This is a genomic window from Ruegeria sp. YTSC325 (assembly GCF_059609525.1).
Window position 1 is genome coordinate 45,432 of the sequence record NZ_JBXWLY010000005.1, and the last position, 26,874, is coordinate 72,305.

The following is a 26,874-nucleotide window of genomic DNA, read 5'->3' on the forward strand; positions in this document are numbered from 1 at the left end:
GTTTATCCTCCGATCTGACGCCAACGGCGCCCGTCGCGATGCATTAGCATCAAGGCTTCTTCGGGTCCGGAACTTCCCTGATCATACCGTGCAGGCCGGTCGCCGCGGTCCTCCCAACCCTGAATAATGGGATCAACCCAAGCCCAGGCGGCCTCGGCCTCGTCCCCACGCATAAACAGGGTCTGGTCGCCGCGAATGACGTCCATGACAAGCCGTTCATAGGCGTCCTGCGCCCGTGCATCCGCGCCCAGCGCCTCGGCAAAGCTCATGTCCAGCGCCACGTCGGACAAACGGAACCCACCCGGACCCGGGTCTTTGATCGTGGTGCGCAGGGTGATGCCTTCGTCCGGTTGCAGACGGATCACCAGCACGTTGCCGTGCAGAGGGCCAACATTCGGGAAAATCGTATGCGGCGGGTCGCGAAAGAACACCGCAATCTCGGACTCGCGCGCGCGCAGGCGTTTGCCCGTGCGCAGGTAAAACGGCACGCCGGCCCAGCGCCAGTTGCCGATATGAACCTTCAACGCGATATAGCTTTCGGTGCGGCTGGCCGGATCGCCCACATGATCGACATAGCCGTTTTTACCATCCGAGGCGCGGTACTGACCGCGGGCGATGTCTTTAGGCTCGACCGGTTCCAGCGCCTCGATCACCTTGACCTTCTCGTCGCGCACCGCGTTGGGCGCGAATTTCGAGGGTGGCTCCATCGCGGTCAGACACAACAACTGAACCAGATGGTTCTGGACCATGTCCCGCATTGCACCAGACTGATCGTAGTAGGCCCCCCGCCCCTCGACCCCCACGGTTTCGGCCACGGTGATCTGGACGTGGTCGACATGGGTGGCATTCCACAGCGGCTCGAAAAGGGAATTGGCGAAACGCAAAGCCATCAGGTTCTGCACGGTTTCCTTGCCCAGATAGTGATCGATCCGATAAATCTGATGCTCTTCAAAGCAAGCCCGCAACCCTTCGTTCAGCGCCTTGGCCGAGGCCAAATCATGCCCAAACGGCTTCTCGACCACGATACGGCTGTCCGGCGTCGCAAGTCCGTGATCGTTCAAGCGTTGTGCAATCCCGGAAAACAAGCTGGGCCCGACGGACAGGTAGAACGCGCGCACCACATCGGGGCGCAAGGTCTTGGCCAGATCCGACCACCCCGCATCACCCAAAGCGTCCACCGGCACATATTCGACCTGTGCCAAAAATCGATCCAGGACATCCTTTTTGAACCCGGGTGCGAATTCCTGCATCGACGCTCGAAGCTGCTCGCGGAACCCGTCACTGTCCATGTCAGACCGCGCTGTACCAATCACCCGTGCGTCAGGCGGCATCTGGCCAACCTCGAATCGATGATAAAGTCCGGGCAGAATCTTGCGCTGCGCCAAATCCCCGGTCGCGCCAAAAAGCACCAGATCAAAGGGGTTAACGGGAATAACGCGTGAAACCATCGACGGGCTCCTTCAGATTCAATGGCATCGCCAGACATGTTATCGCTAACATTTACCGTGCAACTAGTCAAAACCGGCGTTAAAATCAACACCAGATTTGAATTATGCCCCCTGCGGCGCTGCGATCACCCCTGATTACGTAGCCATTCCATCACTGCTGGTCGCACGGATTGTTCACCACGGTGCCGGGCATCCGCGATAATCTTGCGCAGCGATTGCAGATCGGCGCGCAACAACACGCTTTTGACTGGACCAATCGAGGCCGGGCGCATCGACAGTGACCTGATGCCCATAGCGGCCAGGCACAAAGCCTCGACCGGGCGACCAGCATCCTCACCGCAAAACGAAAGTGGAGTGTTCGAGATATTGCAGCGCTCGACGATACGCTCGATGAAGCTGAGGAAACTGACGTTCAGAGTATCATAGCGGCGGCGCACCAGCTCGTTTTCGCGGTCAGCGGCGAAGAAGAACTGTTTCAGGTCGTTGCCACCGATCGAGACGAAGTCCACCTCGTCAAAAAATTTCTGCGGCGCAAAAGCCAACGAAGGCGTTTCCAGCATCGCCCCTACTTCGATCTTTTCCGGCAGGACGTGACCCAGACGCTTTTCGCGTTCGATGGTTTTGTTGACCTCCCAACGGGCTTCGCGGAACTCATCCGCCTGTGCAACGAAGGGGAACATGATCGACAACGGGCGGCCGTTGGCGGCGCGCAGCAGCGCTTGCAACTGCATGCGCATCACGCCGCGCTTGTCCAACCCCACTCGGATCGCGCGCCAACCCAGCGCAGGATTGGGCTCGGCCACGTGTTTCATATAGGGCAACACCTTGTCCGAACCGATATCCAACGTTCGGAACACGACCCGCTTTTCGCCCGCCGCATCCAGTACGCGCTGATATTGCGTAACTAATTCGGATCGTTTGGGCATCTGCGTGCGGATCAGGAATTGCAGCTCGGTCCGGAACAGGCCCACACCCTCGGCGCCGGAATTGTTCAACGACGGCAAATCGGCCATCAGTCCCGCGTTCATCACCAGATTGATCCGCTCACCATCGCGGGTTACGCACGGGGTTTCGCGGATCGAGGCATAGCGTTCCTGCGCCTTCGCCTGCATCGCGATCTTATCGCGGAAGGCCGAGACCACCGTATCTTCGGGGCGCAGATGCACGGTGCCGTTGTCGCCGTCGACCAGGATATGATCCCCATTCAGCGCCTCGGTCGTGATGCGGCCCACATGCACCACAAGCGGAATCGCCAGCGCGCGGGCGACGATGGTGGCGTGACTGCCGACCGAGCCTTCCTCAAGCACGATGCCCTTAAGTGACCGGCCATATTCCAACAGATCGCCGGGGCCGATATTGCGCGCAATCAGGATAGGATCAGGGGGCAGATCTGTGCCATTTGTATTGCCCTGCCCCGTCAGAATACGCAGCAGACGGTTCGACAGGTCATCCAGATCGGCCAGCCGTTCGCGCAAATAAGGGTCTGTCACTTGGCCCATGCGAGCGCGGGCCTGAGACTGCTCTTTCTCCACGGCGGCCTCGGCGCTGAGGCCACGCGCGATGTCTTCCTCCATCCGGCGCATCCAGCCTTTGGAATTGGCAAACATCCGATAGGCTTCCAAAACCTGCAACTGCTCGGTATCGCCATCCTTGGAAATCTCGAGCATCTTATCGACGCCCACCCGCAATTCATCCACCGCTTCGATCAGGCGTTCACGTTCGCGGTGTGGATCTTCGGCGATCGGGTTGGTGACAACGACACGAGGCTCATGCAACCAGACATGACCCTCGGCAGATCCTTCCTGCGCCGGCCCTCCGGTCAACTGTACAGATTGCTGATGACGGGGCGACAAGGCCGCGCCTTCGCCCACAAAGGCGCCAAGCTCGGCCATTTCGGCCAGAACCATGGCCACCACTTCCAGCGCGTAGACCTCATCGGCTGAGTATTCCCGCGCGTCCCGCGACTGAACCACCAAAACGCCCAGCTTTTCGCCCAGGCGCTGAATCGGGACACCAAGGAAAGACGAAAACCGCTCCTCGCCCGTCTCGGGCATATACCGAAAGCCCTTGGCTGAAGGTGCATCCGCCGTATTGACGATCTGGCCGGATTTGGCGACCCGCCCAACCAGCCCCTCGCCCATGCGCATCCGGGTCTGGTGAACGGCTTCGGGTGCCAGCCCCTCGGTCGCGCACAGTTCAAGCGTGTCTTCATCGCGGAACAGGTAAATCGAGCACACCTCGGCCCTGATGCTATCCGCAATCAGGCTGGTGATCCGGTCAAGACGTTCCTGACCGGCGGCCTCGCTCGCCATCTCTTCGCGCAGCCGCCCCAGCAGCTTACGAGATTCTGTTTCGGTACCGTCCGCCATGGCCCACCCAAATTAGTGCGTCAGGCAAGACCCTTGGCTGAAACGCTCAGGCCGCCTTGTCCAATTCAAAGGCATCATGCAGTGCCTGAACCGCAAGTTCCATGTATTTCCTGTCCACAAGCACGGAAATTTTGATCTCGGAAGTTGTGATGACCTTAATGTTGATCCCCTCATCCGAGAGAATTTTGAACATCTTGGCTGCAACACCCGATTGTGACCGCATGCCGATGCCAACCACCGAAACCTTACAGACGTCTTCGTCAGCGACCAATTCGGCGTAGTTCAGCTCACCAGCATCCTTGATCGCCAACAGGGCTTTTTCAGCGCGTGCCACCTGATCGGTGGGGCAGGAAAAGGTCATGTCCGTGCGCCCCTCGTCCGAGATGTTCTGAACGATCATGTCCACATTCACGCCTTCATCGCTAAGCGCGGTGAAGATGATCGAGGCGATGCCGGGGCGGTCGGCCACGGACACGACGGTCATCTTGGCTTCGTCGCGGGAATAGGCCACACCGGCCACAACATTGGATTCCATGATATCCTCCTCATCGACGACCAGCGTGCCGGCCTCGTCGGATTGTTCTTCGAAACTTGAGAGAACGCGCAGTTTCACCTTGTAGCGCATCGCCAGCTCGACCGAGCGGGTCTGCAGAACCTTGGCCCCCAGCGAGGCCAGTTCGAGCATTTCCTCGAACGAAATCTTGTCCAGCTTGCGCGCCTTTTCACAGATTCGCGGGTCGGTGGTATAGACGCCGTCCACATCCGTATAGATGTCGCACCGCTCGGCACCAAAAGCTGCGGCAAAGGCCACCGCCGTCGTGTCCGAACCGCCGCGGCCCAGCGTGGTGATACGACCCTCGGGGCTGATGCCCTGGAACCCGGCGACCACGGCAACCCGCATGCCTTCGCCGAACTTCTGATTCAGATTGTCGGTCGGGATTTCCTCAATTCGGGCCTGGCTGTGGGCGCTGGTGGTCATCAGCGGCACCTGCCAGCCCTGCCAACTGCGCGCAGGGATATCCATTTCTTGCAGCGTCAACGCCATCAGACCAGCGGTCACATTCTCGCCCGAGGACACAACAGCATCATATTCGCGCGCATCGAACAACGGAGAGGTTTCGTTCACCCAGCCCACCAGCTCGTTGGTTTTGCCGGACATGGCCGAGACGATGACGATTACGTCATAGCCTTTTGCCACTTCAACGCCGATACGCTTGGCCGCACGGCGGATACGGTCCAGGTTGGCGACGGATGTGCCGCCGAATTTCATCACGAGTAAGGGCATGGGGGCAGTCGTCTCCGCGCCTTGGAATTCAGATCCCGTGCGTCTTAAGTCAGGGGGGCGTTAAGGGCAAGTGTTCAAAACCTGTTCGGTCGCGTCGTACGGTCGCTTTACAACCGCTCCTAGCGGTGTCAGCTTGCTCTCATCCGTTATTTCAGGAAATCCAACATGCCCCGTCTTGCTCTTGTCTTTGCTCTATTGTCCACACCAGCGCTGGCCCAGGTTTCAACACTGGCAGGAACAGACGGGAAAAATGCTTTGGGAACTGTCCCTTGCGCAACAAATGCCGGAGAGCCGCTGCGCAGCTGCAATGCCGAGCTGCGCCGCCATGACGATGGGCAAATAACTTTGGCTGTTGGAATGGGCAACGGCGAAGTCCGCAACATCTATTTCACCGATGGCGTGCCGGATTCAACAAATTCAGCCGCGCGCCTTAGCTATGAGACGCAAGGCAATGTCATGGTGATCTTCGTCGATCCCGGCGAAGTTTATGAGATCCCGACGGCTGCCCTGACCGCTCAGTAAGCATGCGCTTGGCCGTCAAAGGTATCAAAGCAGCCCGTATTTTCCAAAGACAGGTCTTTGAACCGATCTATCAGGCCATCCACGGCCTGATCTACGGTGATCTCAGCTGCGGGCCCGCCCATATCTGTCTGAACCCAACCCGGATGATAGATTCCAACAGCAATGCCGTCATGACGAAGGTCCGTTGACAGGTTACGACCCAAATTTAACACAGCCGCCTTTGAAGAGCGGTAAATATAGCTGCCACCCGGCGCCCGCGTATGCGAGGCCATCTGCGAAGACAAGATGGCGATTTTCCCCTTGGCCTTGCGCAGATTGGGTAAAAGCGCTTGAACTGTCAGAAATACTCCGGTCACATTGGACGCAAATGTCTGAGCCCACATTTCGGCCGGGTAACCCGCGATGCTTTCCGACTTATCCAGATAGACACCAGCATTGCAGATCAGCAGATCGACGGCAGTGTCTCTAAGCTGTGACGCCATCGCGCGCTGCTGGTCAGGCTTTGTGACATCCAAAACGATCTCGGCACTGCCATCGCGAGCGGTTCCGGTCACATTATGCCCCTGCGCCCGATAACGATCCGCCAGAGTGCGTCCGATTCCACGGCCTGCTCCGGTGATCACAATATGCATGGGTCAGTTGGTCTTTCGCGTTGGAACAAATGGCAAAGGCGCCACCGGAACGCCGTCATCTATCAGGGCCTTTGCCTCTTCGGGTTTGGCCTCGCCATAGATCGCCCGCTCGGGCGCATCACCCAAATGAATTTTGCGGGCCTCACTGGCAAAGTCCTTGCCGACATAATCCGAGTTCTCTTCGACCTTGCGACGTAGTTCGGCAAGAGCCTGCTCAACATCCGGTGTAGGCGTCGCCATATCCACCGACTTTTCCGAACATTCAGAGGGTTCCGAGCGCGCCTCAATGGTTCGGGCTGGCCGGACACGCGGCGTCATAATCGCTTTTTCGACCTCGCTGTTACCACAAACAGCACAGCACACCATCCCTGCAGCTGCCAGCTTGTCGTAAGCTGCAGCCGATTGAAACCAACTGTCAAAACTGTGACCGTTACTGCATTTCAACGCGTATTGAATCATGATCCGTCCAGACTTCAGATGCGGAATAGATACCGCCCATCAGCGCAATATCAATACCTCTATGGCTGCAGGTAACCGTATGGGCACCGCTGTCGCATCACGGTTAAGCAATGCGCTGTCCAATATCCTACATTCGCGCAGAGAGCTTACGTAAAAGCTGATCATGAGGAATGTCGGCGTCAACGGCAAGGCGGCGCAAGCCAAAATGGACCCGGGCGATTTGTTGGTAATACCGGCTGTACACGAAGTTCGTCCCGCCGCCAGCCAACGCCCCAAGGACAGGAATAGATTGCGTCGCAAGCTTTTGCCCCAGAACCACTGACAGTTTCGGCGCGACGGCAGCAATCAGCTTTTGCATGGCCGGCCCTGTCAGAGTCAGGCGGACCGAGAAAAAGCCCAGATCGGCGCCGTCATCGTATGAAAGTGGCCCGGCAGCCGAAAGAACGCGAACACAATCAAACTTCACTCCGTCCTCTGAAGGATTGAACCCCTCATACGCGGCGGCACCCTGTATCGCACGAAGCAGCATTGTTGTGGTCGCTGGCAGCTCCATCAATGCGGACGACACACCGCCTATCCCACCTGCCGCGCCCATTACTGTGGTCACGGCTGTGTTTACCCATGGCTTTTGATCCGGCACCGCACGGCGCGAACCTTCTGCCGCGTGCATGGCAGCCCATAGTGCCTGTTCAGTCGCGCCTGTCAGCCCCCGCCTGACCGGGTCTGGCAGCTGATCCAGCAAGGTTTCAGCCGATCCGCCAAGACTGTTGAGCAGTTTGACGCCAGCACCCCCTGCAGATTTGTAATGCGCGGCAAGCCGATCCAACTCGGCCTCTGTATCTAGTTTTTCTACAAGAGCGATGTCCTGCATGAAATCCTCCTGACAGAAACATCGGAACTTGTTGTCTGATTTTCAATAGCTCAGCGCGACCATCGGATCACCGAACCCGTGACTCCAAACCATGCCGCTTCAGTCAGCTCCGCGCCCAAAACCCTATCTGGGTTGGTTGGCGGAGGCATCTTGATGTGTTCCAAACGTGAGAACCCGAACCTTGCGTAATAAGGCGCATCACCAACCAGCATAACGCGCTGCCACCCCTTTTCGCGCCCTGCTTGCAGGCCTTCGTGAATGAGGAATCCGCCCAAACCCTCGCCCTGGTGTGTTGGGTGCACGGCGACGGGCCCTAAAAGCAGGGCATCATGACCCCCGACATGCACGGGCCAGAACCGGATCGCTCCTGCCAAAATCCCTTGCCCATCCCGTGCGACCAATGAAAGCCCGGAAACAGGTGGCACGTCATCACGCAAACGGTACGAGGACAATGCCTCGCGCCCCGGCGCGAAACACAGGTCGTACAAAGCCTCGACCTCCCACCAATCGTCCGGTTCCTCCGGCTTGATCGCGAATTGCTGCACCCCTGCCCTCTTTTCCTTGCTGGAATTCGCCCTAGCACTTCGTTAGGCCTTGGGCAAACGCTTGGAGTACATATGTTCTATCGCCCCGAAGACGGCCACGGTTTGCCGCATAACCCTTTCAACGCCATCATCACGCCACGCCCGATCGGCTGGATCTCGTCCCGCGACAAGGATGGAGTGAACAATCTGGCCCCGTATTCGTTTTTTAACGGCGTCGCATATACTCCTCCGCAGGTTATGTTCGCCACGACGGGCACGAAACCAGATCAGGACGGTGGCAAAGACAGTATCGCCAACATCGAAGCCACAGGTGTTTTTTGTGTGAATGTCGTGGCGCATGCGCATCGGGATGCAATGAACGCAAGTTCTGCGGGATTGCCGAAACACGTGGATGAATTCGACCATGCAGGTTTGACTGCAATAGAGTGTGAAACCATTCCTTGCGCCAGGATTCAGGGGGCGCCTGCTGCCCTTGAATGCAAGCTGACCCAGATCGTGAAGCTGCCCGGAGAAGCAAACCGCGTTGTCTTCGGAGAAGTAACTGGCGTGCATTTAAGAGACGACTGTTTGAAAGACGGTAAATTCGACGTCACCACATTCCAGCCGCTGGCACGGCTAGGGTACCGTGACTACTCCGTGGTCACGGAACTGTTTTCCCTCAACCGTCCCGATGACTGATCGCAAAAAGGGGCTCTGCCCCCGCCGCCCTGCGGGCGTCTCCCCCGAGGTATTTTTAGCCAGATGAAGCTAGGGATCCTATATCCATCTGGCTGTAACAACCCCGGAGCGCGAGGCAGAGCCTCCCTACAGCCTCAGTGGCCACCCAGAATGCCGGTGCGGACAGAGTAGTCCACCGCGATTTCATAATCCGGGTCATCATCACTATCGACCATCAGATGGCCGGCCTTGTTCAGCAGTTTGTGGCAATCGCGGCTCAGGTGGCGCAGCATGACCCGTTTGCCTGCGGCTTCGTATTTTCCAGCGATGTTCTCGATGGCCTGAAGTGCTGATTGATCGACAACGCGGCTTTCGGCGAAATCCACAATTACGGTTTCAGGGTCGTTCAAGACATCGAAGAGTTCGACAAACCCGTCGGACGACCCGAAAAACAGAGGGCCCTGGATTTCATATACCTTAGCGCCTTTCTCGGTCGCCGAGTCACGTGTAATCGCGTGGATGCGTTTTGCGTTGTTCCATGCGTAAGCCAGCGCCGAGACGATCACGCCAACTACGACTGCGACCGCGAGGTCCTCCATCACCGTCACAACCGTCACCAGCACAATGACGAACGCGTCCATCAGAGGCACTTTTCGCATGATGTTAAACGAATTCCAGGCGAAGGTGCCGATCACCACCATGAACATCACTCCGACGAGTGCAGCCAGAGGAATCTGTTCGATCAGTGGTGAGGCAAAAAGGATGAAGATAAGCAGGAATAGCGCAGCGGCGATCCCGGCGATGCGAGTCCGCCCCCCTGACTTCACGTTGATCATCGACTGTCCGATCATCGCACAGCCACCCATGCCACCGAAGAAACCGGTTGCGACGTTGGAAACGCCCTGCGCGATACATTCCTGCGATGCACCGCCGCGTTTGCCCGTTATCTCACCCACAAGATTCAGGGTCAGCAGCGATTCAATCAGGCCGATGGCGGCCAAAATGACGGCGTAGGGCAGGATGATTTCAAAGGTTTCCCAGGTCAGCGGCACCATCGGGATGTGGAAGGGCGGCAGGCCACCTTCGATCGAGGCCAGATCACCGACGCGCGGCACGTCCAAGCCAAAGCCGATCACCAGCGCGGCAACGACGACAATCCCGGCCAGCGGGGCCGGAACAACCCGCGTGATGCGCGGCATAACCCAGATCACCGCCATGGTCAGCGCGACCAGACCCAGCATGGTATAGAGTTGCAGACCCGAGAGCCACTCACCTCCGCCCATGCCATGGCCGGTGTTCTCCATGGTGCCGGGCACCTTGAACTGGCCCAGCTGCGCCAGAAAGATCACGATGGCCAGACCGTTCACAAAGCCCAGCATCACCGGATGAGGCACCAGACGGATGAACCGACCCCAATGCATCGCCCCCGCGATCACCTGCAAAATTCCCATAAGAACGACGGTCGCAAACAGGTACTCGACCCCATGTTCTGCCACCAGCGCCACCATTACCACCGCAAGAGCCCCGGTCGCGCCCGAGATCATACCCGGACGCCCCCCGATCAGCGCCGTGATCAAACCGACCATGAAAGCCGCGTACAACCCCACCAACGGATGCACACCGGCAACAAAGGCAAAGGCCACAGCCTCGGGCACCAGCGCAAGGGCCACAGTCAGGCCGGACAAAAGCTCGATCCGCAGGCGCGAGGCGGTCAACCCCTCATCCGGCACCCAACGCAGGTCGGGTTTGGCGATACGGTTGGCAAAGCTTGCCAGCATGGCTCGGGGCATAAGATGTCCTGTCGGTTGGTGCGCGCGCGAAAGGGGCTTTCTACCCGTCATCGAACCTTGGAGCCACCGCACCAGGTGGGAGGCTGCTATGCAAAAAGCGCATACCGAGCGATCGCAGAGTCGTGAGTTGAACCGGGCGTCACGGATACGCACTTATTGGCCATGCGATGGTTGATACTTTTCCTACTAGCCCCGATGGCTGCGTTCGCACAGGACCTGCAAGGCAATGACACGGCCAGCAATTGGCGCGTGACCCATTATGAATCGTTCGGCGTGTGGAACTCTATCTGCGACGAGCGCGAGGAATACGGCGCGCTGAAGCAGCGCTGCTATATTCGCCGGGCCGAGGTCTTCTCGTACCGCCCAAAATTCGGCGCCCAATACGTCTTTATTACCCCTGCCCCGACCGGAGTTCAGGTCGAATTCGGAATAGAACCAGGCACCTTGTTCTGGCCGTCCGGCTTCCGCATTGACGGCAGCGACGGCGTTGTCTGGCGCACCCGCAGCCCTGGATGCCTTACCGGCCTTGGTTGCACCTTCGACGGAAGCGGCGCGGATGAGATCATCGCTGCCATGTTGGACGGAGACGCTTATCGCTTTGTTTTCCGTGACCGACATGGACAGGCGCAGGACCTGACATGGCCATTGCAGCAATTTGATGCAGCGTGGAGTGATTTTCAGCAGCAGGCGCAAACCCGTAACCTTTTGACGCTGCAGTAACTCGTATTGACCCTTGTCAAACCCAAAACTGCGGCGCACAAATCCCGGATCAGGCACCACAACCCGGAGAGAACAAGTGACCCAGACCAAGATTGCGGTTATCGGCGGATCAGGCATCTACGACATTGACGGGCTAGAGAACGCTGAATGGGTCACTGTTGAAACACCATGGGGCAATCCGTCAGATCAAATCCTGACGGGATCACTGAACGGGGTCGAGATGGCGTTCCTGCCGCGCCACGGGCGCGGCCACGTGCATTCCCCTACCGAGGTTCCATATCGCGCGAATATCGATGCGCTGAAACGGCTGGGCGTAAGCGATGTCATCTCGGTCTCGGCCTGCGGGTCATTTCGCGAGCATATGGCGCCGGGTGATTTCGTGATCGTGGATCAATTCATCGACCGGACTTTTGCCCGCGACAAAAGCTTTTTCGGTACTGGCTGTGTAGCCCATGTCAGCGTCGCCCACCCGACGTGCCCCCGCCTGTCGGATGCATGCGAAACCGCTGGCAAGGCGGCAGGGATAAACATCCACCGGGGCGGAACCTATCTGGCGATGGAGGGACCGCAATTCTCGACGCTGGCGGAATCCAAAATGTACCGCGAACACTTGGGCTGCGACGTGATCGGAATGACCAACATGCCCGAGGCCAAGCTCGCCCGTGAGGCCGAGCTGTGTTACGCCTCGATCGCGATGGTCACCGACTACGACAGTTGGCACCCGGACCATGGCGAAGTCGACGTGACCGCAATCATTGCAACTCTGACCGGGAATGCCGAGAAAGGGCGCGCACTGGTCAAGGGGTTGCCCGATCTGCTTGGGCCGGACCGTGCGCCTTGTCCTCATGGCTGTGACCGGGCGCTGGAATATGCGATCCTGACCGCGCCTGAAAAACGCGACCCGGCCCTGCTGGCTAAACTGGATGCTGTGGCTGGTCGGGTATTGTAATCCGGCCTACCGCGACAGGGCTGTTTGCACCTCATCCCACAGGCCATGTGACCATAGGTCGTTATGCGTTCCGCCCGGGATGACGAACAACTGAACGGTCTCGCCTGCCAGTGCGGCCAAAGCCTGACCGTGCGCAACCGGAATGGTCTCATCCAGAGTTCCGTGGAAGATCAGAGTCGGCACTTTAACACTCTCAATCAGGTCCCGAGTTCTAAACTGGTCCTTCATCAGGGCAGAGACAGGCAGAAAAGGATAGCGCTCGGCCGCGATGTCCACTGTCGCTGTGTAAGGAGCCTCAAGCACCAGCATTCGGGCATTCGGGCGTTTGGCTGCTACGGCCGCTGCAATTCCTGTCCCCAGGCTTTGACCATGCAAAATGACCGAGGCACCATCGGCCTTTAGCCGGTCATACATCAAAATCGCATCCGCGATCAGCGCCTCCTCTGAAGGTTCGCCGGCACTTCCGGGAAAACCACGGTAACTTGGGGCGAACAGGCCAAACCCACTGTTGAGAATTTCGCGCAACCTGTCGGATCGGTCGCTCAGGTTCCCGCTCTGACCATGAAAGAACAGTACCGTCGGCGCACCTTCTCGCACCGCAGGGGCTGACCATGCTGTGAGCAAAGTGCCATCAGCCATGGGCAGTGACACAACCTCCATGTCCGCTAACCCAACTTCTGATGGTTTCGGCAATTCACCATCGGGTTTGAAAACCAATGATTGCTGGTTGAAATAGATGTACCCAAGCACGCCTGAATAGAGCATTCCGACCAACAGAAAAGCCACTACAAGGCACAGCTTCAGCCGCCCGAACCCGGACCGGGCAGAATTTGTGCGCGCGTTCGTAGCGGTCGTCTCAGTCACCATTATCAACTCCTTTGCGCTGCACGTGGTTTCGTCCGAGGTCGTGCATCACGTGCCACGTTTCAAGGCGCAACTCGCGAGTTTAATCCAATCTTTATCTGCGGCGGTGGGGCAGGTCACCTCTTGTGTACCGAACCCAAAATGATCCGTTGCCCGCGCTCGCGATTTGTTTATCCCGGTTGGGAATTTAAGCCGCAGTTGCGCCACAATGGCGTGTCAAACCGAGGTCGAGACCGCATCAGAGGGCAGTATGCAAAGATACGAGGCTTTGGACGCAGCCAGGTTTCTGGCCTATTGCGGCATGGTGTTGGTGAACTTCCGCATCGCAGCACAGGTCGTTCCGGGTCAGGATTGGGCCTCTGGTTTTATAGACGCATTAGAAGGGCGCGCGGCGGCCTTGTTTGTCATTTTAGCAGGCATTGGGATCGGATTGGCCCGGCTCTCGGTCAGCTTGTTGCTTCGACGCGCGGCGTTTCTGTTTGTGCTCGGCCTAATCAACATGACGGTGTTTGACGCCGATATCCTGCATTTCTACGCGTTGTATTTCCTGATTGGAGCCGCATTTCTGGCATCCTCTCCACGCGGTTTGTGGCTTGGGGCACTGGGAATCGTTGGGCTATCTGTTCTGGCGCACCTGACCTTCGATTATGATCGGGGTTGGGATTGGCGCACGCTGACCTACACCGACCTTTGGACCCTGCCCGGCTTTCTGCGCAACGCTGTTTTCAATGGCTGGCACCCAGTGTTGCCATGGGCTGCTCTCCTTTTGATCGGCATGGCCATCGGGCGGTCGCAACTGCATACGATCTGCATTCAACACCGCCTGATCATGTGGGGATTTGGAGCCGCGGTGTTGGCCCTGTTTCCCAGGATACTGGTCTCGGACCCTTATCTTGGTACCGCGTCGATACCGCCCGGCCCGTTCTATATCCTGGCAGGAACCGGATCATCCTGCGTCGTAATCGGGTTGCTGCTGAAGCTTTGGCCACGCATTCAGCGACTGGGAATTGCTGCAGCCCTAACAGCACCGGGACGCATCAGCCTGACGCTGTATGTGGCGCATATTCTGATTGGCATGGGTATTCTGGACGAAGCCGGATTGCTGAACGGTTCCCTGAGCGCGGTTCAGATTTTAGGGTATGGCGTTGGGTTCTGTGTCGCATCCTCCGGATTTGCACTGGTTTGGCGTCGGAGCTTCTATCGCGGTCCGCTTGAAGCTTTGATGCGCTTCGTGACGGATCGTTCGAGGGCTTGACCTGACGCCAGCGCACAGGCTTTGTGGTGCAAAACGTTTAACAGGATGCCTTATGTCCCTTGATCTCTGGCTTGCCTTTGTGGCTGCTTCGACCGCTTTGCTGCTGATCCCCGGCCCAACCGTTCTGCTGGTTCTCAGCTATGCGTTGTCCAAAGGGCGCAGCGTCGCTGTCGCCTCGGCCACAGGGGTCGCTTTGGGCGATCTGGTCGCGATGACAGCGTCATTGCTTGGGTTGGGGGCGTTGGTTCTGGCATCAGCAACCTTGTTTTCGGTGCTGAAATGGGTAGGCGCGGCTTATCTGATCTGGCTTGGAGTAAAGCTTTTACGCAGCGCGCCCATGGGCGGCGTAGAGACGGTAGAGACCGGTCGCGATGTTACAACGCGCAGTGTCTTTGGGCACGCTGCAGCTGTCACGGCCCTGAACCCGAAATCGATTGCGTTCTTCATCGCATTTGTCCCGCAGTTCATTCGTCCAACAGACCCCCTGGGCCCGCAATTCGCCATCTTAATCGCGACATTTGTCGGCCTCGCATGGCTGAACGCTCTTGCCTATGCGTTGATGGCTGACAGGTTGCGCATGATGATCGGACGCGCAGGCGTCCTGAATGCCATGACAAAATTTGGAGGGTTGACCCTGATCGGAATGGGCGTGGCGACCGCAGTCCTGCGGCGCCCGGCCTAATCCTCGGCGTTTTCCTTCATGAAACCGCGGATGAACCGCCGGATTTCCCGTGCGGCCGAGGTATCCAATTCTTTGCACAGCTCAACGAAAGCATCACGCTCGTCTTTGTCTAAACGCAGAACCAATTGACTGTTTTTCTTGGTAGAACCTTTACCGTCTTTCTTAGCCACGCGCCCTATCCCTGACAGACCCTTGATTCTTTGTGCGATGCAATGTATATACATAGCATAGAAATTGTAGTTATCGAGCACCTAACAATAAAAAAGGATTATGGCAATGAATCTGCATGCTGCTCAGGCATTTCTTTTGCGAGACCAACGCAATTGGCGCAAACCCCATTTGTCGTGGCTGCCTTCGTCTCTGTACCGATACAAGAGCTTGCCGAACGTTCTTTTGAAACGCCGCAAATAAGATCACACAATCAATCCTTGCATGACTGACCCCAATGGGCCAAACAGCCCAGCGTATTCTGACGCCAAAGGGGTCCGCCATGTCCAGAAACAAGTCGGTCAAGGATTACATCCGCACCATCGTCGACTTCCCACATGAAGGGATCATGTTCCGCGATGTGACCACCCTGTTCGCAGACCCACGTGGGTTTCGCATGGCGATTGATCAGATGCTGCATCCCTATGCGGGCGAACGCATCGACAAGGTCGTGGGCCTAGAGGCACGTGGCTTTATTCTGGGTGGCGCGATTGCTCATCAGCTTAGCGTTGGCTTCGTTCCAATCCGCAAGAAGGGCAAGCTGCCCGGCACCACGATCAGCCAAGACTACAAACTGGAATATGGTGAGGCCATCGTCGAAATCCACGATGACGCGATCCAGCCCGGCGAGAAGATTCTTGTCGTGGATGACTTGCTGGCCACAGGTGGCACCGCAGCGGCTGGCATCAAACTGATCGAACGATTGGGCGGAGAGATCGTGTCCTGCTCGTTCATCATCGACCTGCCCGAGCTAGGCGGCCGCAAAGTTCTGGAAGATCTGGACATGGATGTGCATGTTTTGTGTGAATTCGAAGGTCTTTGACGGCCCTTCGATCACAAAAACGTGAGTGGAAATTCCAACCCGCGTCGGCTTAGCGCGGGTCACTGCATATTCAATAACAATTTATCGATATATTCAGTGATCTTGTTGTGATTGGGCGCCGTACCCCTTGTCGATGCCACTGACGGCATTCCAACAAGGGAATCTGTTACCATGTTTCGCAAACTCGCTATTGCCGGTGTGTCCGGCGCTCTGATCGCATCGGCTGCATTCGCCGGAGCCAAGAAAGACATCGTGGACACCGCTGTCGGCGCGGGCAGCTTTGAAACTCTGGTCGCCGCCGTTCAGGCCGCCGAGCTGGTTGATACGCTGAAAGGCGATGGCCCGTTCACTGTCTTCGCGCCGACCGATGAAGCCTTCGCAGCTCTGCCCGAAGGTACCGTCGAGACACTGCTGAAGCCCGAGAACAAAGATCAGTTGATCGCCGTTCTGACCTATCATGTGGTACCGGGCAAGGTGATGTCGGGCGATCTGTCCGATGACATGACGGCTGCAACCGTTCAAGGCGGCGAAGTGACGATTGATCTGGACAATGGCGTGATGGTCAACGACGCGTCTGTCGTTCAGGCAGATATCGAAACAACGAATGGCGTTATCCACGTCATCGACAAAGTGATTCTGCCGGCCTCGTAAAACGGCCACAAGCGGCTCGGGGACACCCGAGCCGCATCTATCACTTCAGAACAGCCCCGGGGTTCATAATACCCTTTGGATCAAGCGCTGACTTGATAGCCCGCATGGCGGCCAGCTTGGCCGGATCCCCATACCTTTCAAGATCATCCGTTTTCAGGCGACCGACACCATGCTCGGCGCTAACTGACCCGCCGAGCTTATCCACCAGATCGTGGATAACGCGTTTTATTTGTCCGCGCTGCGCATCATAGTCCGACCTTTGGCGCCCGGCCGGAGGGAACACGTTGTAGTGCAGATTCCCATCACCCAGATGGCCAAAGCAGTTGATACGGAACGGTCCAATCCGCGCAAGTTCGTCCGGACCCTGCCGGATGAACTCGGGAATATCCGAAATCGGCACTGAAATATCATGACTAGAAACCGAGCCGATTAACTGGTTCGCCTCGGGAATGCGCTCGCGTACTGCCCATAAGTCCGCCCGCTGGGCCTCGCTTTGCGCGATCACGGCATCCATGACAAGGCCCCGTGTGTCCGCAGCAGCGTACAGCGTCTCTAGCGCTGTCTGAGGGTCCAATCCGCCGAACAAACCAACCTCGATCAGTACCGACCATTCGGGTGAAATCGCGAAAGGCTGGCGAACGTCCGGCAACACCTCGGACAAAAACTGCAACCCCTGCCTGTGGATCAGTTCGAACGTGCTGACACCATCGCCCAACTGATCCCGCGCCAGAGCCAACAGATCTATGGCCGCCTCAGGCGACGTAACCTGTACCATCGCCGTTCCGACCCCGGCCGGACGCGGGGACAGCTTGAGAGACGCCGCCGTGATGATGCCCAACGTTCCCTCGGACCCGATCAGCAGATTGCGCAGATCATAGCCGGTATTGTCCTTGCGCAACCGGCTGAGCCCGTGCCAGACCTCACCATTCGGCAAGACCGCCTCAAGCCCCAGGCACAGATCGCGCGCATTGCCATAGCGCAGCACATTGACCCCGCCCGCATTGGTCGCAAGATTGCCGCCTATCCGGCACGATCCTTCTGCAGCCAAGGACAAAGGAAACAGGCGGTTGTTACTCTGGGCGGCGGCCTGCACATCAACAAGGACAGCGCCTGCTTCGGCAATCAGGATATTCTCCGTCGGATGAACAGCGCGGATCGCGGTCATCCGCTCTAGCGATATCAAAAGGGGCGCAGGTCCGGCGGAAATGACTTGTCCTCCAACCAGTCCAGTCCCGCCTCCATAGGGGACAACAGGCACCGACGCGGCAGAAGCCAGCTGCACCAGGGCCGCGACCTCTTCTGTTCTGCGTGGGGCCGCCAATAGGCCGACCTGCCCTGAAAACCTGCGACGCGGCTCCTCAGCATAGCGCGGTTCAGGCTTGCGCAAGACCTCGTCGCCAAGGGCGTCACGGACGGATTGGGCAAAGGCGTCATCAGCGGGATTCAAAGTCATAGGCTTTCCTTGCCCAAGTCCGGCAGACCCGACAAGCTTTATTCGATGTCAATCAGGTATTGAGGCTCCAAAACCACGACCGTTGGCCGGTCCGGAAGGGTGCGAAGCGAAACGACCAACTCAGAAACACCTTCCCGCTCGACTGGAAATTCGTCCCGGATATCGACGAGAAACCGATCCAACGAAAAGCCTGAAAACCAATGCATCGGAATAATGACCGAACTTTTCAACCGTTTCAGCACCTGCACCATCTCGGGCAAAGGCATGGTCGTCCCCCCATCCACGGCTGCCATGACCACATCCAACCGTCCCAAGGCCGCAAACTGCGCATCTGACGGGATATGGTGCAAATGCCCCAGATGCCCGATGCAGAGCCCTTCAATCTCAAATACAAAAATCGAATTCCCACGTTCCTCGACGCCGCCATAAACGGATCGAATATCGGTCGAAACATTGCGCACCAGCATCTCACCCAGATCCAGATGATGCTCGATCCCCTGCCCGAACTCTCCCCAGCCTGGCAACACATGGGGAATCGCCGGGTCCGGGTTCGCGGTCCAATGGGTGCTGTGCGCATGGTTCATCGTCACCACATCCGGGATCAGGTCCGCACCGCCAATGAAACCCGTAAAGTCCGTGACCGCGTTCAGCCCCCCCTGCGTCTGGATCAGAAACGAAGCATGAGCGACATAGCTGATCCGAACCGAGAACTCAGGCACCGGGTCCGTCCAAGCCGCCTTGTGAACATATTCAATGCCGGGCGCCGCATCGGCAATAGCAATGCAATGGCTCGGTCGTCGCTCCTGCGCGACTGCCCCGCCTGACATCACCAAAACTGCTGCAACCACCCAGCGCATAACCCGATATTAGCGCAGTTGCGCCCCAAGTCATGCCCCTTGTTCATCTGGCCATAAATATCTCGGGGGAGGCGCGGCCTGCCGCTACGGGGGCAGAGCCCCCTACCCCGCGTCGGTCTTGCCGCGCCGGTCGGAACGCAGACAGGCATACAAAACATGGGTCCGCCATCGCCCGTTGATCTGCAAATAGGACTGCGCCACGCCCTCGTATTTGAACGCAGACCGCTCCAGCAATCCCCGCGACGCTTTGTTCTCGGGCAGACACGCTGCTTCGATCCGGCTCAGGTCCAGCCGGGTAAAGGCGTGGTGAACAACCGCCCCGATCGCTTCCCGCATATACCCGTTGCGGGCATAGGCCTGACCAGTCCAGTACCCCAGTGTCCCAGCTTGTGCAGGGCCACGTCGAACATTGTCCAAAGTGATCGCGCCAACAAGCGTGTCATCTTTCCGGCGAAACAAAAACAGCGGTATCGCCGTGCCGCTGGCCACCGACCTCTGCGCCCAATAGACCCGGTTGGTAAATGACTTGCGGCTCAGGTGATCCTTGGCCCAGATCGGTTCCCAGGGGGTCAGGTACTCTTTCGAGGCCCGCCGCAGAGCCGCCCAATCGTTGAAATCAGAATGCACTGGCGGGCGCAGGCTGAGGCGCGCTGTCTCGAGTTTCAGCTTGCGTCGGCCCAGAAGCATCACGCCGCGCGCCTCTCCTGCAATTCCACCAAAGTGGGCGCGCCCGAGACCGGACCATAAAGCGCCAGCGCCGCCGGGGCCTGCACCGCCATGGTTTCGGCAAAGGCGCGCACGTCCTCGGTGCTGACCGCGTCAATCTTGGCGACCGTATCCTCAAGCGAGGGCACCCGGCCCCAAATCTGCACCAGCCGCGCCAGACGTTCGGCCCGGTTCGATGGGCTCTCCAACCCCATCAGCATCCCGGCTTTCATCTGGGCACGGGCGCGGGCGACTTCTTCCGGGCTCATATCCTCGGCAGCGCGCTTCATCTCGTCGATGGTGATCGTCGCCAGCTCACCCACCTGATCGGCCGAGGTTCCTGCGTAGATCGTCGTCGTGCCGGTATCCGCATAGGCCCCGGTCTGAGCGAAGATTGTATAGCAAAGCCCGCGGCTTTCGCGCACCTCTTGGAACAGGCGCGAGGACATGCCGCCGCCCAAAGCCGTGGAATAAATCTGCGCCGTATAGATCGCATCATCACGATAGCCTGGGCTTTCCAACGCCAGCGCGAAATGCGCCTGTTCTAGCGATTTTTCCTGCCGCGCTTCGCCACCGGTGAACTTCGCGGCCTCAACAATCAACCCTTTACGCGGTTGCAGATGACCGAACATCTCTTCGGCCATTTTCATCAGTGCATCATGATCCACAGCACCCGCCGCCGACAGGATCATCTGCTCGGGGCCATAATGCTCGGACACAAAGCCCGACAGGTCTTCGCGCGAAAACGCGCTGACCCGCTCGGTCGGCCCCAGAATGGTGCGGCCCAGGGGCTGATCGTGATAGCTCTGTTCTTGCAACCAGTCGAAAATCACATCGTCTGGCGTGTCATAAGCCTGACCGATTTCCTGCAGGATCACGCCACGCTCGACCTCGATCTCGCGCGGGTCGAAGATGGGGTTCAGAACGATGTCGCCGATCACATCCATCGCCAGCGCGACGTCATCTTTCAGAACGCGGGCGTAATAGGCCGTCACCTCGCGCGAGGTATAGGCGTTGATATAGCCGCCCACATCCTCGATCGCCTCGGCGATTTGCAGCGCAGACCGCCGCTCGGTTCCCTTGAACGCCATGTGTTCTAGGAAATGCGCGATGCCGTTCTGTTCGATCCGCTCGTTCCGCGCACCCGCGGTCACCCAGATGCCGATGGCCGCAGATTGCAGCCCCGGCATGTTCTCACTGACGATCCGAAATCCGTTCTTCAGTTGGTCTTGTCTGACAGTCACTCGGCGATATGCCCTTTGATATGATCCTCGAGGGCACCCAGATCATTGGCAATCCGTGTCACCCGTTCCGGACGTTCATACAGATCAGACATGCGGGATGGAAGAGGCGGATGTTCTCCGCTCGCCTTCTCGACCGCCGCCGGGAATTTCGCTGGGTGAGCAGTGGCCAGAGTGATCATTGGTACATCCGCCGTACGGTGATCTTCACCCACCTTGATGCCGATGGCCGAATGCGGGCAAACCAGCTCAGCGCTATGGGCCAGCGTGTGTTTGATCGTCTCTAGCGTTTCATCCTCGGAGACACGACCCGAGTCGAAGCTTTCGCGCAGGGCTTCCATCGCGCCCTGACTGACGTTGAAGCCACCGCTTTTCAGCTCATCCATCAACTGCGCCACAGCGCTGCCATCCTCGCCATAGGCATAGTACAGCGCCCGTTCAAAGTTCGAGCTGACCTGAATATCCATCGACGGGCTGATCGAAGGGATGGTGTCGCCCTTGAAATACCCCTCACCCGATAGGCAGCGATGCAAAATGTCGTTCTGGTTGGTCGCCACAACCAGACGGTCTATGGGCAAACCCATGCGCTTGGCCAGGTAGCCCGCAAAGATGTCGCCAAAGTTGCCGGTTGGCACAGTAAAGCTGACCTTGCGATGCGGCGCGCCAACACTGACAGCCGCCGAGAAGTAATAGACGATCTGAGCCAGCACCCGCGCAAAGTTGATCGAGTTCACACCGGCCAGTTTCACACCGTCACGGAAATCGAAATCGTTGAACATATCCTTAAGCGCGGCCTGGCAATCGTCGAAATCACCATCCACGGCGAGCGCATGCACATTGCTGTCCGCAGGCGTCGTCATCTGGCGGCGCTGCACCTCGGACACGCGGCCATGCGGAAACAGGATGAACACATCCACCGCGTCCAGTCCGCGAAACGCCTCAATGGCTGCGGAACCCGTGTCGCCACTGGTCGCGCCAACGATGGTCACACGATCATTGCGCCGCTTCAGGGCCACCTGGAAAAGCTGGCCGATCAGCTGCATGGCAAAGTCCTTGAAGGCCAGCGTGGGGCCGTGGAACAGTTCCAGCAGGAAGTGGTTCTCGTTCAGCTGCTTAATCGGCGCGCGGGCGTCATGGCCGAAACCTTCGTAAGCGCGGGCAACGATGTCCTTGAACTCCTGCTCGGTGAACGAGCCGCTGACATAGGGCCACATCACGCGGAACGCGATCTCTTCATAGGGCAGACCAGCCAAAGCGGCAATCTCATCATGGCTCATCACCGGGATCTCGGCGGGCAGGTACAAGCCGCCATCGCGGGCAAGGCCGGTCAGCATCGCCTCTTCAAAGGTCAGTTCCGGCGCTTGGCCACGGGTCGAGATATATTTCATTGCTCTTCACTCTGTGCAGGGGCGCGGTTGCGCCACAGGAAATAACCGGTCATTGCGGCCCAGACCAGAGCCAGACCAAACCATGTGATTGCATATTGTAGGTGATCGTTGGGGATGCCCGCCGTGTCCACCGGCAAAGGTGTGATGCCCGGGTCGGTTTCCGACCGGGCGATCAGCAGGATGGGTTCGGCCCCCAACGCGGCGGCCAGATTGGGCACGTCTCGCGCGAACCAGATGTTGTCGTCGATATCGGGTTCGGGCGTGTAGCTGTCGATCTCATCCGGCCAATGCAGGTTGCCGATCACTGTCATCGAACCGGTGAGACGCTCGGCCTGTTTTGCCGTGGTCGGTACAAAGCCGCGATCCACCAGAATGGTGCGGTCCTCAGTGCTGAAAGACTGGATGATCCGATAGCCCGCGCCAACCTGCTTGACCGAGACCAAAACGTGGATTTCCCCCGGCTCCATATCGCCCGAAATTGTCACGGGCAGGTATTTGTCGCCATCTTCCGATACGCTCTGGGGCAGGCTCACAGGTTCAGCAGCGATACGCGCGTCGATCTCGGCCAGAACACCTTCTTTCCAGGCCAGTCGCTGCACCTGCCAGAGGCCCAGCGAGATCAGCACGCCCAGACCGGCAAAGCCAAAGATCAGCAGGAACAGAATGCGGCGCATAGTCAGGTGAAACCTTGTTACAGAAACCGGCGTCTTGTTAAGGGCGGAGCGGCCCCGATTGCAACCGCGCAATTGTATCGGGCGCAATCTTGCGCCCCTGACAGAGAAAAAGCCGCCCCAACGGGCGGCTTTTGCAATTTACCGATCTGAGCGGATCAGAACAGCGGGGCCTGACCCCAGATGTAGACGGCGAAGAACAGGAACAGCCAGACAACGTCGACGAAGTGCCAGTACCATGCAGCCGCCTCAAAACCCACATGTTTCTCAGGCGTGAAATCCCCGCGTAGAGCCCGGATCAGGCAGACCGTCAGGAAGATCGTTCCGATGATCACATGGGCACCATGAAAACCGGTTGCCATGAAGAAGTTCGAATAGAACTGGTCACCACCAAACTCCCAACCTTCATGGGCCAGCAGTTCGTAATATTCGTAGCCCTGCAGCGCAGTGAAGAGGATACCCAGAACGATACCGATGGCCAGACCGTTGATCAGCGCCTTGCGGTCGTTGTCGTGCACCAGCGCGTGGTGCGCCCATGTGATCGCGCAGCCCGACAGCAGCAGGACCAGAGTGTTGATCAGCGGCAGGTGAAACGGGTCAACTGCGTGGATATCGGGCTGGATGTACTCTGTTCCGGCATAGTCGTACATCGGGTACATGCGATGTTTGAAGAACGACCAAAACCAGGCAAAGAAGAACATCACCTCGGACATGACGAACAGGATGAAGCCATAGCGCAGGCCGATGCGCACCACCGGCGTGTGGTCGCCCGCGCGGCTTTCGGCCACGACCTCGGACCACCAGGCGAACATGGTGTAAAGAACGGCGACCAGACCCATCCAGAACATGAACGATGTGATGCCGTGCATCCAAAGGACAGCACCGAACAGCATCACAAAGCCACCAATGGCCCCTATCAGCGGCCATACCGACGGCGGCAGAATATGATAATCGTGGTTTTTAGCGTGTGCCATCAGCGTCCCTCACCTAAAGGCGTTAGTTCGTGTTTGTATCAGCCTGCGCGTCAAGGGCGGCATAGCCCTCGGGCAGGTCAATTTCGTAGAATGTATACGACAGAGTGATCGTATGCACATATTTCGCTTCCAGATCCTCGACCATGTCAGGGTCGACGAAAAAGCTTACCGGCATCTGAACCCGTTCGCCGGGTTGTAGTACCTGTTCTTCAAAGCAAAAACAGGCAATTTTCTGGAAATACCCACCCGCCGAATAAGGCGCGACATTGTACGATGCCTGCCCAGCGATCGGGCGGTCTGTCGGGTTGTACGCCTCGTAGAAAGCCAAGCCAGTCTCGCCGATGCGCACTTCCATTTCGCGTTCGACCGGTTTGAACTCCCACGCCATATCCTTGGCTTTTGACGCGTCAAAACGGACGGTGACAGTGCGGTCCAGAATATCCTCGGGCGCGGTTTCGGCCACGCCAGTCGTGCCGCCGAATCCGGTGACGCGGCAGAACCAATCGTAAAACGGCACAGCCGCCCAGGCGAGGCTGCCCATCAGCACCACGACGCCCACGGTCTGCGCAACCGTCTTTTGAGGACCGGACAGAGCCATCAGTTCTGCACCTCCTGCGGCGCCATGTTGAAATCCGTGCCCGAGACTTTCACGATCGTCAGGCCGAAAATAATCACGATGAACGCGGCCAGCGTCAGACCCACGCCCAGATTGCGGCTAAAGCGGCGTTCGTGCAATTCATGGCTTTTGCGCAAGCTCATGACCAGCCTCCCAGCCCGTAGGGTTTCAGCAAAGCCTCAACCAGAATCGCGCCGAAATGCAGGAACAGATACAGCAGCGACAGTTTGAAAAAGCTCCGCTCAACCTTGAAGTTGTCCGCCTCGGAATCTTCCTCGGTCCGTCGCGAGATCTGCCATGCGCCGCGCAGGAACAATGCATTCATCACAACGGCGACAGTCAGGTATATCGGACCACCAATGCCCGAGAACGCGGTGCCCACGGCCAGCGTGGCAAGCAGAGCCGTGTAAACCAGAATATGCCAGCGCGTCGCGCGGCGACCATGGGTCACGGTCAGCATCGGCACGCCTGCATCGTCGTAGTCCGAGCGCATGAACAGCGCCAATGCCCAGAAATGCGGCGGGGTCCACATGAAGGTCAGGGCGAACATCAACCAAGGCTCGATCGACATCGTCCCAGTGGCCGCGACCCAACCGATCACCGGAGGGAAGGCCCCTGCCGCACCGCCGATTACGATGTTCTGCGGCGTCGAGCGTTTCAGCCACATCGTGTAGACGACGACGTAAAAGAAGATGGTGAATGCCAGAAACGCACCGGCAAACCAGTTGGTCGCCAGCCCCAGCATGATCACCGACAGGCCCGACAGTGCCAGCCCCAACGACAGCGCCTCGCCTTCCTGCACTTTACCCGCCGGAATCGGTCGGCCCTTGGTGCGCTTCATCACCCGATCAATGTCCGCATCCCACCACATGTTCAGCGCGCCAGACGCGCCGCCGCCGATGGCGATGAACAAAATGGCACAGAACCCGACAAAAGGGTGCACCGGCACTGGCGCGGCCAGCAGACCCACCAAGGCCGTGAACACGACCAGTGACATCACGCGCGGCTTCAGCAGGGCGAAATAATCGCCAAAGCTGGCCTCATCCGCGTGCGCCGGGGCGGTCACTTGGCTGGCATTGATGCTTGCGTCGCTCATGTCGGGTCCTTCTGGGGCAGAAGCTGCGCGCTCCCCGCGCAGCCTGCGTGTTTCAACCTAGGCCGCGAAGGGCTTAGTTCGAGGCAACTTGGTACGAGACAGGCTGGCCAGCATACTCTTCCAGAGCACCTTGCAGCCATTCCTCGTACGCTTCTTCGCTGACCACTTTGACGGTGATCGGCATATAGGCGTGATCCTTGCCACACAATTCGGAACACTGACCGAAATAGATGCCTTCTTTATCGGCCTGGAACCACAGTTCGGCCAAACGACCAGGCACACCGTCCTGCTTCACACCGAACGAGGGAATGGTCCACGAGTGAATCACGTCTGAGGCCGTAACCTGCATCACGATCACCTTGCCGACAGGGACGACAACAGCCGTATCGGTTGCCAGCAGCCACTCGTCATCGCTGTAACCCGCGTCAGCCAGTTTGGCGCGCATCGCATCATCCAGAACGAACGGCGTTACATCAGCATCAGCCGGGCGCGCACCTTCGTCCAGTGTCGCAGGATGGCCCAACAGATAGCTATCGAAGGCGAAGTCGTGATCGACATACTCATAGGTCCAGTACCACTGGTTACCCACGACCTTGATGACCACATCGCCTTCGGGAATTTCCTGTTGTTTGAACAGAACCGGCAATGAAAACGCACCGATGAAAACAAGAATCAGAATCGGGCCAAGCGTCCAGGCGATCTCGACCGGAGTGTAATGCGAAAACCGCGCCGGTGTCGGGTTGGCACGTTGATTGTAGCGCACGATGCAGTAAACCAGCAGGCCCGCAACAAAAATACAGATTGCGGTGATGATCACCAGAATCATCCCGTCCAGCCTTTGGATTCCTGTTGCCAAATCCGTCACAGCGGGCTGGAAGCCAACACCGCCTGCGACCGGTTTGCCAATAATCTCAAGCTCCTGAGCCATGGCGGGCAGGCTGGATAGGGCTGTCATAAAGCCCGAAAGCATCAAAGCATTCTTCATATTCTGTCCTGATCGTTTGATCTTTGCGTCCCTGGCGAAAAGGTGTGAATCAGTCGCACCTCTCCCGTTGTCTTTAGCCGCGTTAAAAACCATATTCCGGTGGGTAGATAAAGCAAAATGCTTGCGTCAAACAGACGCTATTTTTGATCTGGATCAAAC

The 26,874-nt window shown here is 58.1% G+C and carries 29 protein-coding genes; 8 read left to right on the top strand and 21 right to left on the bottom strand.

Translation table 11 applies throughout. The annotated features are described in order from the left end of the window. Window positions 1-2: 2 nt before the first annotated feature. The 3 genes from zwf to AC2FF7_RS09350 all read right to left on the bottom strand — a co-directional run bounded on the left by zwf (window position 3) and on the right by AC2FF7_RS09350 (window position 5,102). A complete protein-coding gene (zwf, locus tag AC2FF7_RS09340; RefSeq protein ID WP_480866134.1) occupies window positions 3-1,448 on the bottom strand; it encodes a glucose-6-phosphate dehydrogenase in 1,446 nt (481 codons plus the stop codon). Between the two features lie 125 nt (window positions 1,449-1,573). Beyond that, window positions 1,574-3,817, bottom strand: a complete 2,244-nt coding sequence (ptsP, locus tag AC2FF7_RS09345; RefSeq protein WP_480866135.1) for a phosphoenolpyruvate--protein phosphotransferase — start codon at window positions 3,815-3,817, stop codon at window positions 1,574-1,576. Window positions 3,818-3,863: 46 nt separating this feature from the next. Then, window positions 3,864-5,102: an aspartate kinase gene (locus AC2FF7_RS09350; RefSeq protein ID WP_170354973.1), complete on the bottom strand. Its 1,239-nt coding sequence runs from the start codon at window positions 5,100-5,102 to the stop codon at window positions 3,864-3,866. 165 nt (window positions 5,103-5,267) lie between these two features. On the opposite strand from AC2FF7_RS09350, the gene AC2FF7_RS09355 reads away from it, so the two are divergent. Then, window positions 5,268-5,624: a hypothetical protein gene (locus AC2FF7_RS09355; RefSeq protein WP_170354972.1), complete on the top strand. Its 357-nt coding sequence runs from the start codon at window positions 5,268-5,270 to the stop codon at window positions 5,622-5,624. Here the strand turns inward: AC2FF7_RS09355 and AC2FF7_RS09360 are convergent. From AC2FF7_RS09360 to AC2FF7_RS09375, 4 genes are all read right to left on the bottom strand, one after another. Then, window positions 5,618-6,256, bottom strand: a complete 639-nt coding sequence (locus tag AC2FF7_RS09360; protein WP_480866138.1) for an SDR family NAD(P)-dependent oxidoreductase — start codon at window positions 6,254-6,256, stop codon at window positions 5,618-5,620. The genes AC2FF7_RS09355 and AC2FF7_RS09360 overlap by 7 nt on opposite strands. A gap of 3 nt (window positions 6,257-6,259) precedes the next feature. Beyond that, window positions 6,260-6,715 (bottom strand): DUF1178 family protein, encoded by a 456-nt coding sequence (locus AC2FF7_RS09365; RefSeq protein ID WP_480866140.1) that lies wholly within the window; start codon window positions 6,713-6,715, stop codon window positions 6,260-6,262. Window positions 6,716-6,842: 127 nt separating this feature from the next. Next, window positions 6,843-7,586 (bottom strand): EcsC family protein, encoded by a 744-nt coding sequence (locus AC2FF7_RS09370; protein ID WP_170753797.1) that lies wholly within the window; start codon window positions 7,584-7,586, stop codon window positions 6,843-6,845. A 50-nt stretch (window positions 7,587-7,636) separates the two neighbouring features. Further along, window positions 7,637-8,131 carry a GNAT family N-acetyltransferase gene (locus tag AC2FF7_RS09375; RefSeq protein WP_480866142.1) on the bottom strand — a complete coding sequence of 165 codons (495 nt, stop codon included), beginning with the start codon at window positions 8,129-8,131 and terminating at the stop codon, window positions 7,637-7,639. A gap of 72 nt (window positions 8,132-8,203) precedes the next feature. Here AC2FF7_RS09375 and AC2FF7_RS09380 point away from each other — a divergent pair, with 72 nt between their 5' ends. Next, entirely contained in the window at window positions 8,204-8,809 is a 606-nt protein-coding gene (locus AC2FF7_RS09380; RefSeq protein WP_496848720.1) for a flavin reductase family protein, read from the top strand. Window positions 8,810-8,943: 134 nt separating this feature from the next. Here AC2FF7_RS09380 and AC2FF7_RS09385 read toward each other — a convergent pair whose 3' ends face one another. Then, window positions 8,944-10,578: a SulP family inorganic anion transporter gene (locus AC2FF7_RS09385; protein ID WP_480866146.1), complete on the bottom strand. Its 1,635-nt coding sequence runs from the start codon at window positions 10,576-10,578 to the stop codon at window positions 8,944-8,946. Between the two features lie 162 nt (window positions 10,579-10,740). Here AC2FF7_RS09385 and AC2FF7_RS09390 point away from each other — a divergent pair, with 162 nt between their 5' ends. Then, window positions 10,741-11,298: a hypothetical protein gene (locus tag AC2FF7_RS09390; protein WP_480866147.1), complete on the top strand. Its 558-nt coding sequence runs from the start codon at window positions 10,741-10,743 to the stop codon at window positions 11,296-11,298. Between the two features lie 76 nt (window positions 11,299-11,374). After that, complete coding sequence (locus AC2FF7_RS09395; RefSeq protein WP_496905553.1) at window positions 11,375-12,247, top strand: S-methyl-5'-thioadenosine phosphorylase; 873 nt, start codon at window positions 11,375-11,377, stop codon at window positions 12,245-12,247. A gap of 6 nt (window positions 12,248-12,253) precedes the next feature. Here AC2FF7_RS09395 and AC2FF7_RS09400 read toward each other — a convergent pair whose 3' ends face one another. Then, complete coding sequence (locus tag AC2FF7_RS09400; RefSeq protein ID WP_480866151.1) at window positions 12,254-13,114, bottom strand: alpha/beta hydrolase; 861 nt, start codon at window positions 13,112-13,114, stop codon at window positions 12,254-12,256. 247 nt (window positions 13,115-13,361) lie between these two features. Between AC2FF7_RS09400 and AC2FF7_RS09405 the strand changes: the two genes are divergently transcribed. After that, entirely contained in the window at window positions 13,362-14,366 is a 1,005-nt protein-coding gene (locus AC2FF7_RS09405) for a DUF418 domain-containing protein (protein ID WP_480866153.1), read from the top strand. A 52-nt stretch (window positions 14,367-14,418) separates the two neighbouring features. Beyond that, window positions 14,419-15,048, top strand: coding sequence for a LysE family translocator (locus AC2FF7_RS09410; protein ID WP_480866154.1), 630 nt, complete (start codon window positions 14,419-14,421; stop codon window positions 15,046-15,048). Here AC2FF7_RS09410 and AC2FF7_RS09415 read toward each other — a convergent pair. Beyond that, window positions 15,045-15,218, bottom strand: coding sequence for a hypothetical protein (locus AC2FF7_RS09415; RefSeq protein WP_170354960.1), 174 nt, complete (start codon window positions 15,216-15,218; stop codon window positions 15,045-15,047). The two genes, AC2FF7_RS09410 and AC2FF7_RS09415, sit on opposite strands and share 4 nt — an antisense overlap. 320 nt (window positions 15,219-15,538) lie before the next feature. Between AC2FF7_RS09415 and AC2FF7_RS09420 the strand changes: the two genes are divergently transcribed. Then, window positions 15,539-16,078 carry an adenine phosphoribosyltransferase gene (locus tag AC2FF7_RS09420; RefSeq protein ID WP_170354959.1) on the top strand — a complete coding sequence of 180 codons (540 nt, stop codon included), beginning with the start codon at window positions 15,539-15,541 and terminating at the stop codon, window positions 16,076-16,078. 171 nt (window positions 16,079-16,249) lie between these two features. Next, window positions 16,250-16,729 carry a fasciclin domain-containing protein gene (locus tag AC2FF7_RS09425; protein ID WP_170354958.1) on the top strand — a complete coding sequence of 160 codons (480 nt, stop codon included), beginning with the start codon at window positions 16,250-16,252 and terminating at the stop codon, window positions 16,727-16,729. Window positions 16,730-16,769: 40 nt separating this feature from the next. On the opposite strand, the gene AC2FF7_RS09430 is transcribed toward AC2FF7_RS09425, so the two are convergent. The 11 genes from AC2FF7_RS09430 to coxB form a co-directional block, all read right to left on the bottom strand. Beyond that, entirely contained in the window at window positions 16,770-18,182 is a 1,413-nt protein-coding gene (locus AC2FF7_RS09430; protein ID WP_496905554.1) for an FAD-binding oxidoreductase, read from the bottom strand. 38 nt (window positions 18,183-18,220) lie between these two features. Next, complete coding sequence (locus AC2FF7_RS09435) at window positions 18,221-19,039, bottom strand: MBL fold metallo-hydrolase (RefSeq protein WP_170756468.1); 819 nt, start codon at window positions 19,037-19,039, stop codon at window positions 18,221-18,223. A gap of 102 nt (window positions 19,040-19,141) precedes the next feature. Further along, window positions 19,142-19,726, bottom strand: coding sequence for a GNAT family N-acetyltransferase (locus AC2FF7_RS09440; RefSeq protein WP_496905605.1), 585 nt, complete (start codon window positions 19,724-19,726; stop codon window positions 19,142-19,144). Continuing rightward, window positions 19,726-20,988, bottom strand: a complete 1,263-nt coding sequence (locus AC2FF7_RS09445) for a M16 family metallopeptidase (RefSeq protein ID WP_496905555.1) — start codon at window positions 20,986-20,988, stop codon at window positions 19,726-19,728. Before AC2FF7_RS09445 ends, AC2FF7_RS09440 begins: the two co-directional genes overlap by 1 nt. Beyond that, window positions 20,985-22,373, bottom strand: coding sequence for a threonine synthase (gene thrC / locus AC2FF7_RS09450; protein WP_480866159.1), 1,389 nt, complete (start codon window positions 22,371-22,373; stop codon window positions 20,985-20,987). Before thrC ends, AC2FF7_RS09445 begins: the two co-directional genes overlap by 4 nt. Next, window positions 22,370-23,047: an SURF1 family protein gene (locus AC2FF7_RS09455; RefSeq protein WP_496905556.1), complete on the bottom strand. Its 678-nt coding sequence runs from the start codon at window positions 23,045-23,047 to the stop codon at window positions 22,370-22,372. The genes thrC and AC2FF7_RS09455 overlap by 4 nt, the downstream gene beginning before the upstream one ends. Window positions 23,048-23,202: 155 nt before the next feature. Then, window positions 23,203-24,018 (bottom strand): cytochrome c oxidase subunit 3, encoded by an 816-nt coding sequence (locus tag AC2FF7_RS09460; RefSeq protein ID WP_480866162.1) that lies wholly within the window; start codon window positions 24,016-24,018, stop codon window positions 23,203-23,205. Between the two features lie 22 nt (window positions 24,019-24,040). Next, entirely contained in the window at window positions 24,041-24,616 is a 576-nt protein-coding gene (locus AC2FF7_RS09465) for a cytochrome c oxidase assembly protein (protein WP_480866164.1), read from the bottom strand. After that, window positions 24,616-24,777 (bottom strand): cytochrome c oxidase system small membrane protein, encoded by a 162-nt coding sequence (locus AC2FF7_RS09470; RefSeq protein ID WP_209194069.1) that lies wholly within the window; start codon window positions 24,775-24,777, stop codon window positions 24,616-24,618. The genes AC2FF7_RS09465 and AC2FF7_RS09470 overlap by 1 nt, the downstream gene beginning before the upstream one ends. Further along, window positions 24,774-25,730 carry a heme o synthase gene (gene cyoE, locus AC2FF7_RS09475; RefSeq protein ID WP_170354947.1) on the bottom strand — a complete coding sequence of 319 codons (957 nt, stop codon included), beginning with the start codon at window positions 25,728-25,730 and terminating at the stop codon, window positions 24,774-24,776. The genes AC2FF7_RS09470 and cyoE overlap by 4 nt, the downstream gene beginning before the upstream one ends. Before the next feature lie 73 nt (window positions 25,731-25,803). Further along, complete coding sequence (coxB, locus tag AC2FF7_RS09480) at window positions 25,804-26,715, bottom strand: cytochrome c oxidase subunit II (RefSeq protein WP_170354946.1); 912 nt, start codon at window positions 26,713-26,715, stop codon at window positions 25,804-25,806. Window positions 26,716-26,874 lie beyond the last annotated feature (159 nt).

Bases quoted from the DNA above. Each gene is read 5' to 3' on its own strand.
- zwf (WP_480866134.1), bottom strand. From the start codon at position 1,448: ATGGTTTCACGCGTTATTCCCGTTAACCCCTTTGATCTGGTGCTTTTT.
- ptsP (WP_480866135.1), bottom strand. From the start codon at position 3,817: ATGGCGGACGGTACCGAAACAGAATCTCGTAAGCTGCTGGGGCGGCTG.
- AC2FF7_RS09350 (WP_170354973.1), bottom strand. From the start codon at position 5,102: ATGCCCTTACTCGTGATGAAATTCGGCGGCACATCCGTCGCCAACCTG.
- AC2FF7_RS09355 (WP_170354972.1), top strand. From the start codon at position 5,268: ATGCCCCGTCTTGCTCTTGTCTTTGCTCTATTGTCCACACCAGCGCTG.
- AC2FF7_RS09360 (WP_480866138.1), bottom strand. From the start codon at position 6,256: ATGCATATTGTGATCACCGGAGCAGGCCGTGGAATCGGACGCACTCTG.
- AC2FF7_RS09365 (WP_480866140.1), bottom strand. From the start codon at position 6,715: ATGATTCAATACGCGTTGAAATGCAGTAACGGTCACAGTTTTGACAGT.
- AC2FF7_RS09370 (WP_170753797.1), bottom strand. From the start codon at position 7,586: ATGCAGGACATCGCTCTTGTAGAAAAACTAGATACAGAGGCCGAGTTG.
- AC2FF7_RS09380 (WP_496848720.1), top strand. From the start codon at position 8,204: ATGTTCTATCGCCCCGAAGACGGCCACGGTTTGCCGCATAACCCTTTC.
- AC2FF7_RS09385 (WP_480866146.1), bottom strand. From the start codon at position 10,578: ATGCCCCGAGCCATGCTGGCAAGCTTTGCCAACCGTATCGCCAAACCC.
- AC2FF7_RS09390 (WP_480866147.1), top strand. From the start codon at position 10,741: ATGCGATGGTTGATACTTTTCCTACTAGCCCCGATGGCTGCGTTCGCA.
- AC2FF7_RS09400 (WP_480866151.1), bottom strand. From the start codon at position 13,114: ATGGTGACTGAGACGACCGCTACGAACGCGCGCACAAATTCTGCCCGG.
- AC2FF7_RS09405 (WP_480866153.1), top strand. From the start codon at position 13,362: ATGCAAAGATACGAGGCTTTGGACGCAGCCAGGTTTCTGGCCTATTGC.
- AC2FF7_RS09410 (WP_480866154.1), top strand. From the start codon at position 14,419: ATGTCCCTTGATCTCTGGCTTGCCTTTGTGGCTGCTTCGACCGCTTTG.
- AC2FF7_RS09420 (WP_170354959.1), top strand. From the start codon at position 15,539: ATGTCCAGAAACAAGTCGGTCAAGGATTACATCCGCACCATCGTCGAC.
- AC2FF7_RS09425 (WP_170354958.1), top strand. From the start codon at position 16,250: ATGTTTCGCAAACTCGCTATTGCCGGTGTGTCCGGCGCTCTGATCGCA.
- AC2FF7_RS09430 (WP_496905554.1), bottom strand. From the start codon at position 18,182: ATGACTTTGAATCCCGCTGATGACGCCTTTGCCCAATCCGTCCGTGAC.
- AC2FF7_RS09435 (WP_170756468.1), bottom strand. From the start codon at position 19,039: ATGCGCTGGGTGGTTGCAGCAGTTTTGGTGATGTCAGGCGGGGCAGTC.
- AC2FF7_RS09440 (WP_496905605.1), bottom strand. From the start codon at position 19,726: ATGCTTCTGGGCCGACGCAAGCTGAAACTCGAGACAGCGCGCCTCAGC.
- thrC (WP_480866159.1), bottom strand. From the start codon at position 22,373: ATGAAATATATCTCGACCCGTGGCCAAGCGCCGGAACTGACCTTTGAA.
- AC2FF7_RS09455 (WP_496905556.1), bottom strand. From the start codon at position 23,047: ATGCGCCGCATTCTGTTCCTGCTGATCTTTGGCTTTGCCGGTCTGGGC.
- AC2FF7_RS09460 (WP_480866162.1), bottom strand. From the start codon at position 24,018: ATGGCACACGCTAAAAACCACGATTATCATATTCTGCCGCCGTCGGTA.
- AC2FF7_RS09465 (WP_480866164.1), bottom strand. From the start codon at position 24,616: ATGGCTCTGTCCGGTCCTCAAAAGACGGTTGCGCAGACCGTGGGCGTC.
- AC2FF7_RS09470 (WP_209194069.1), bottom strand. From the start codon at position 24,777: ATGAGCTTGCGCAAAAGCCATGAATTGCACGAACGCCGCTTTAGCCGC.
- cyoE (WP_170354947.1), bottom strand. From the start codon at position 25,730: ATGAGCGACGCAAGCATCAATGCCAGCCAAGTGACCGCCCCGGCGCAC.
- coxB (WP_170354946.1), bottom strand. From the start codon at position 26,715: ATGAAGAATGCTTTGATGCTTTCGGGCTTTATGACAGCCCTATCCAGC.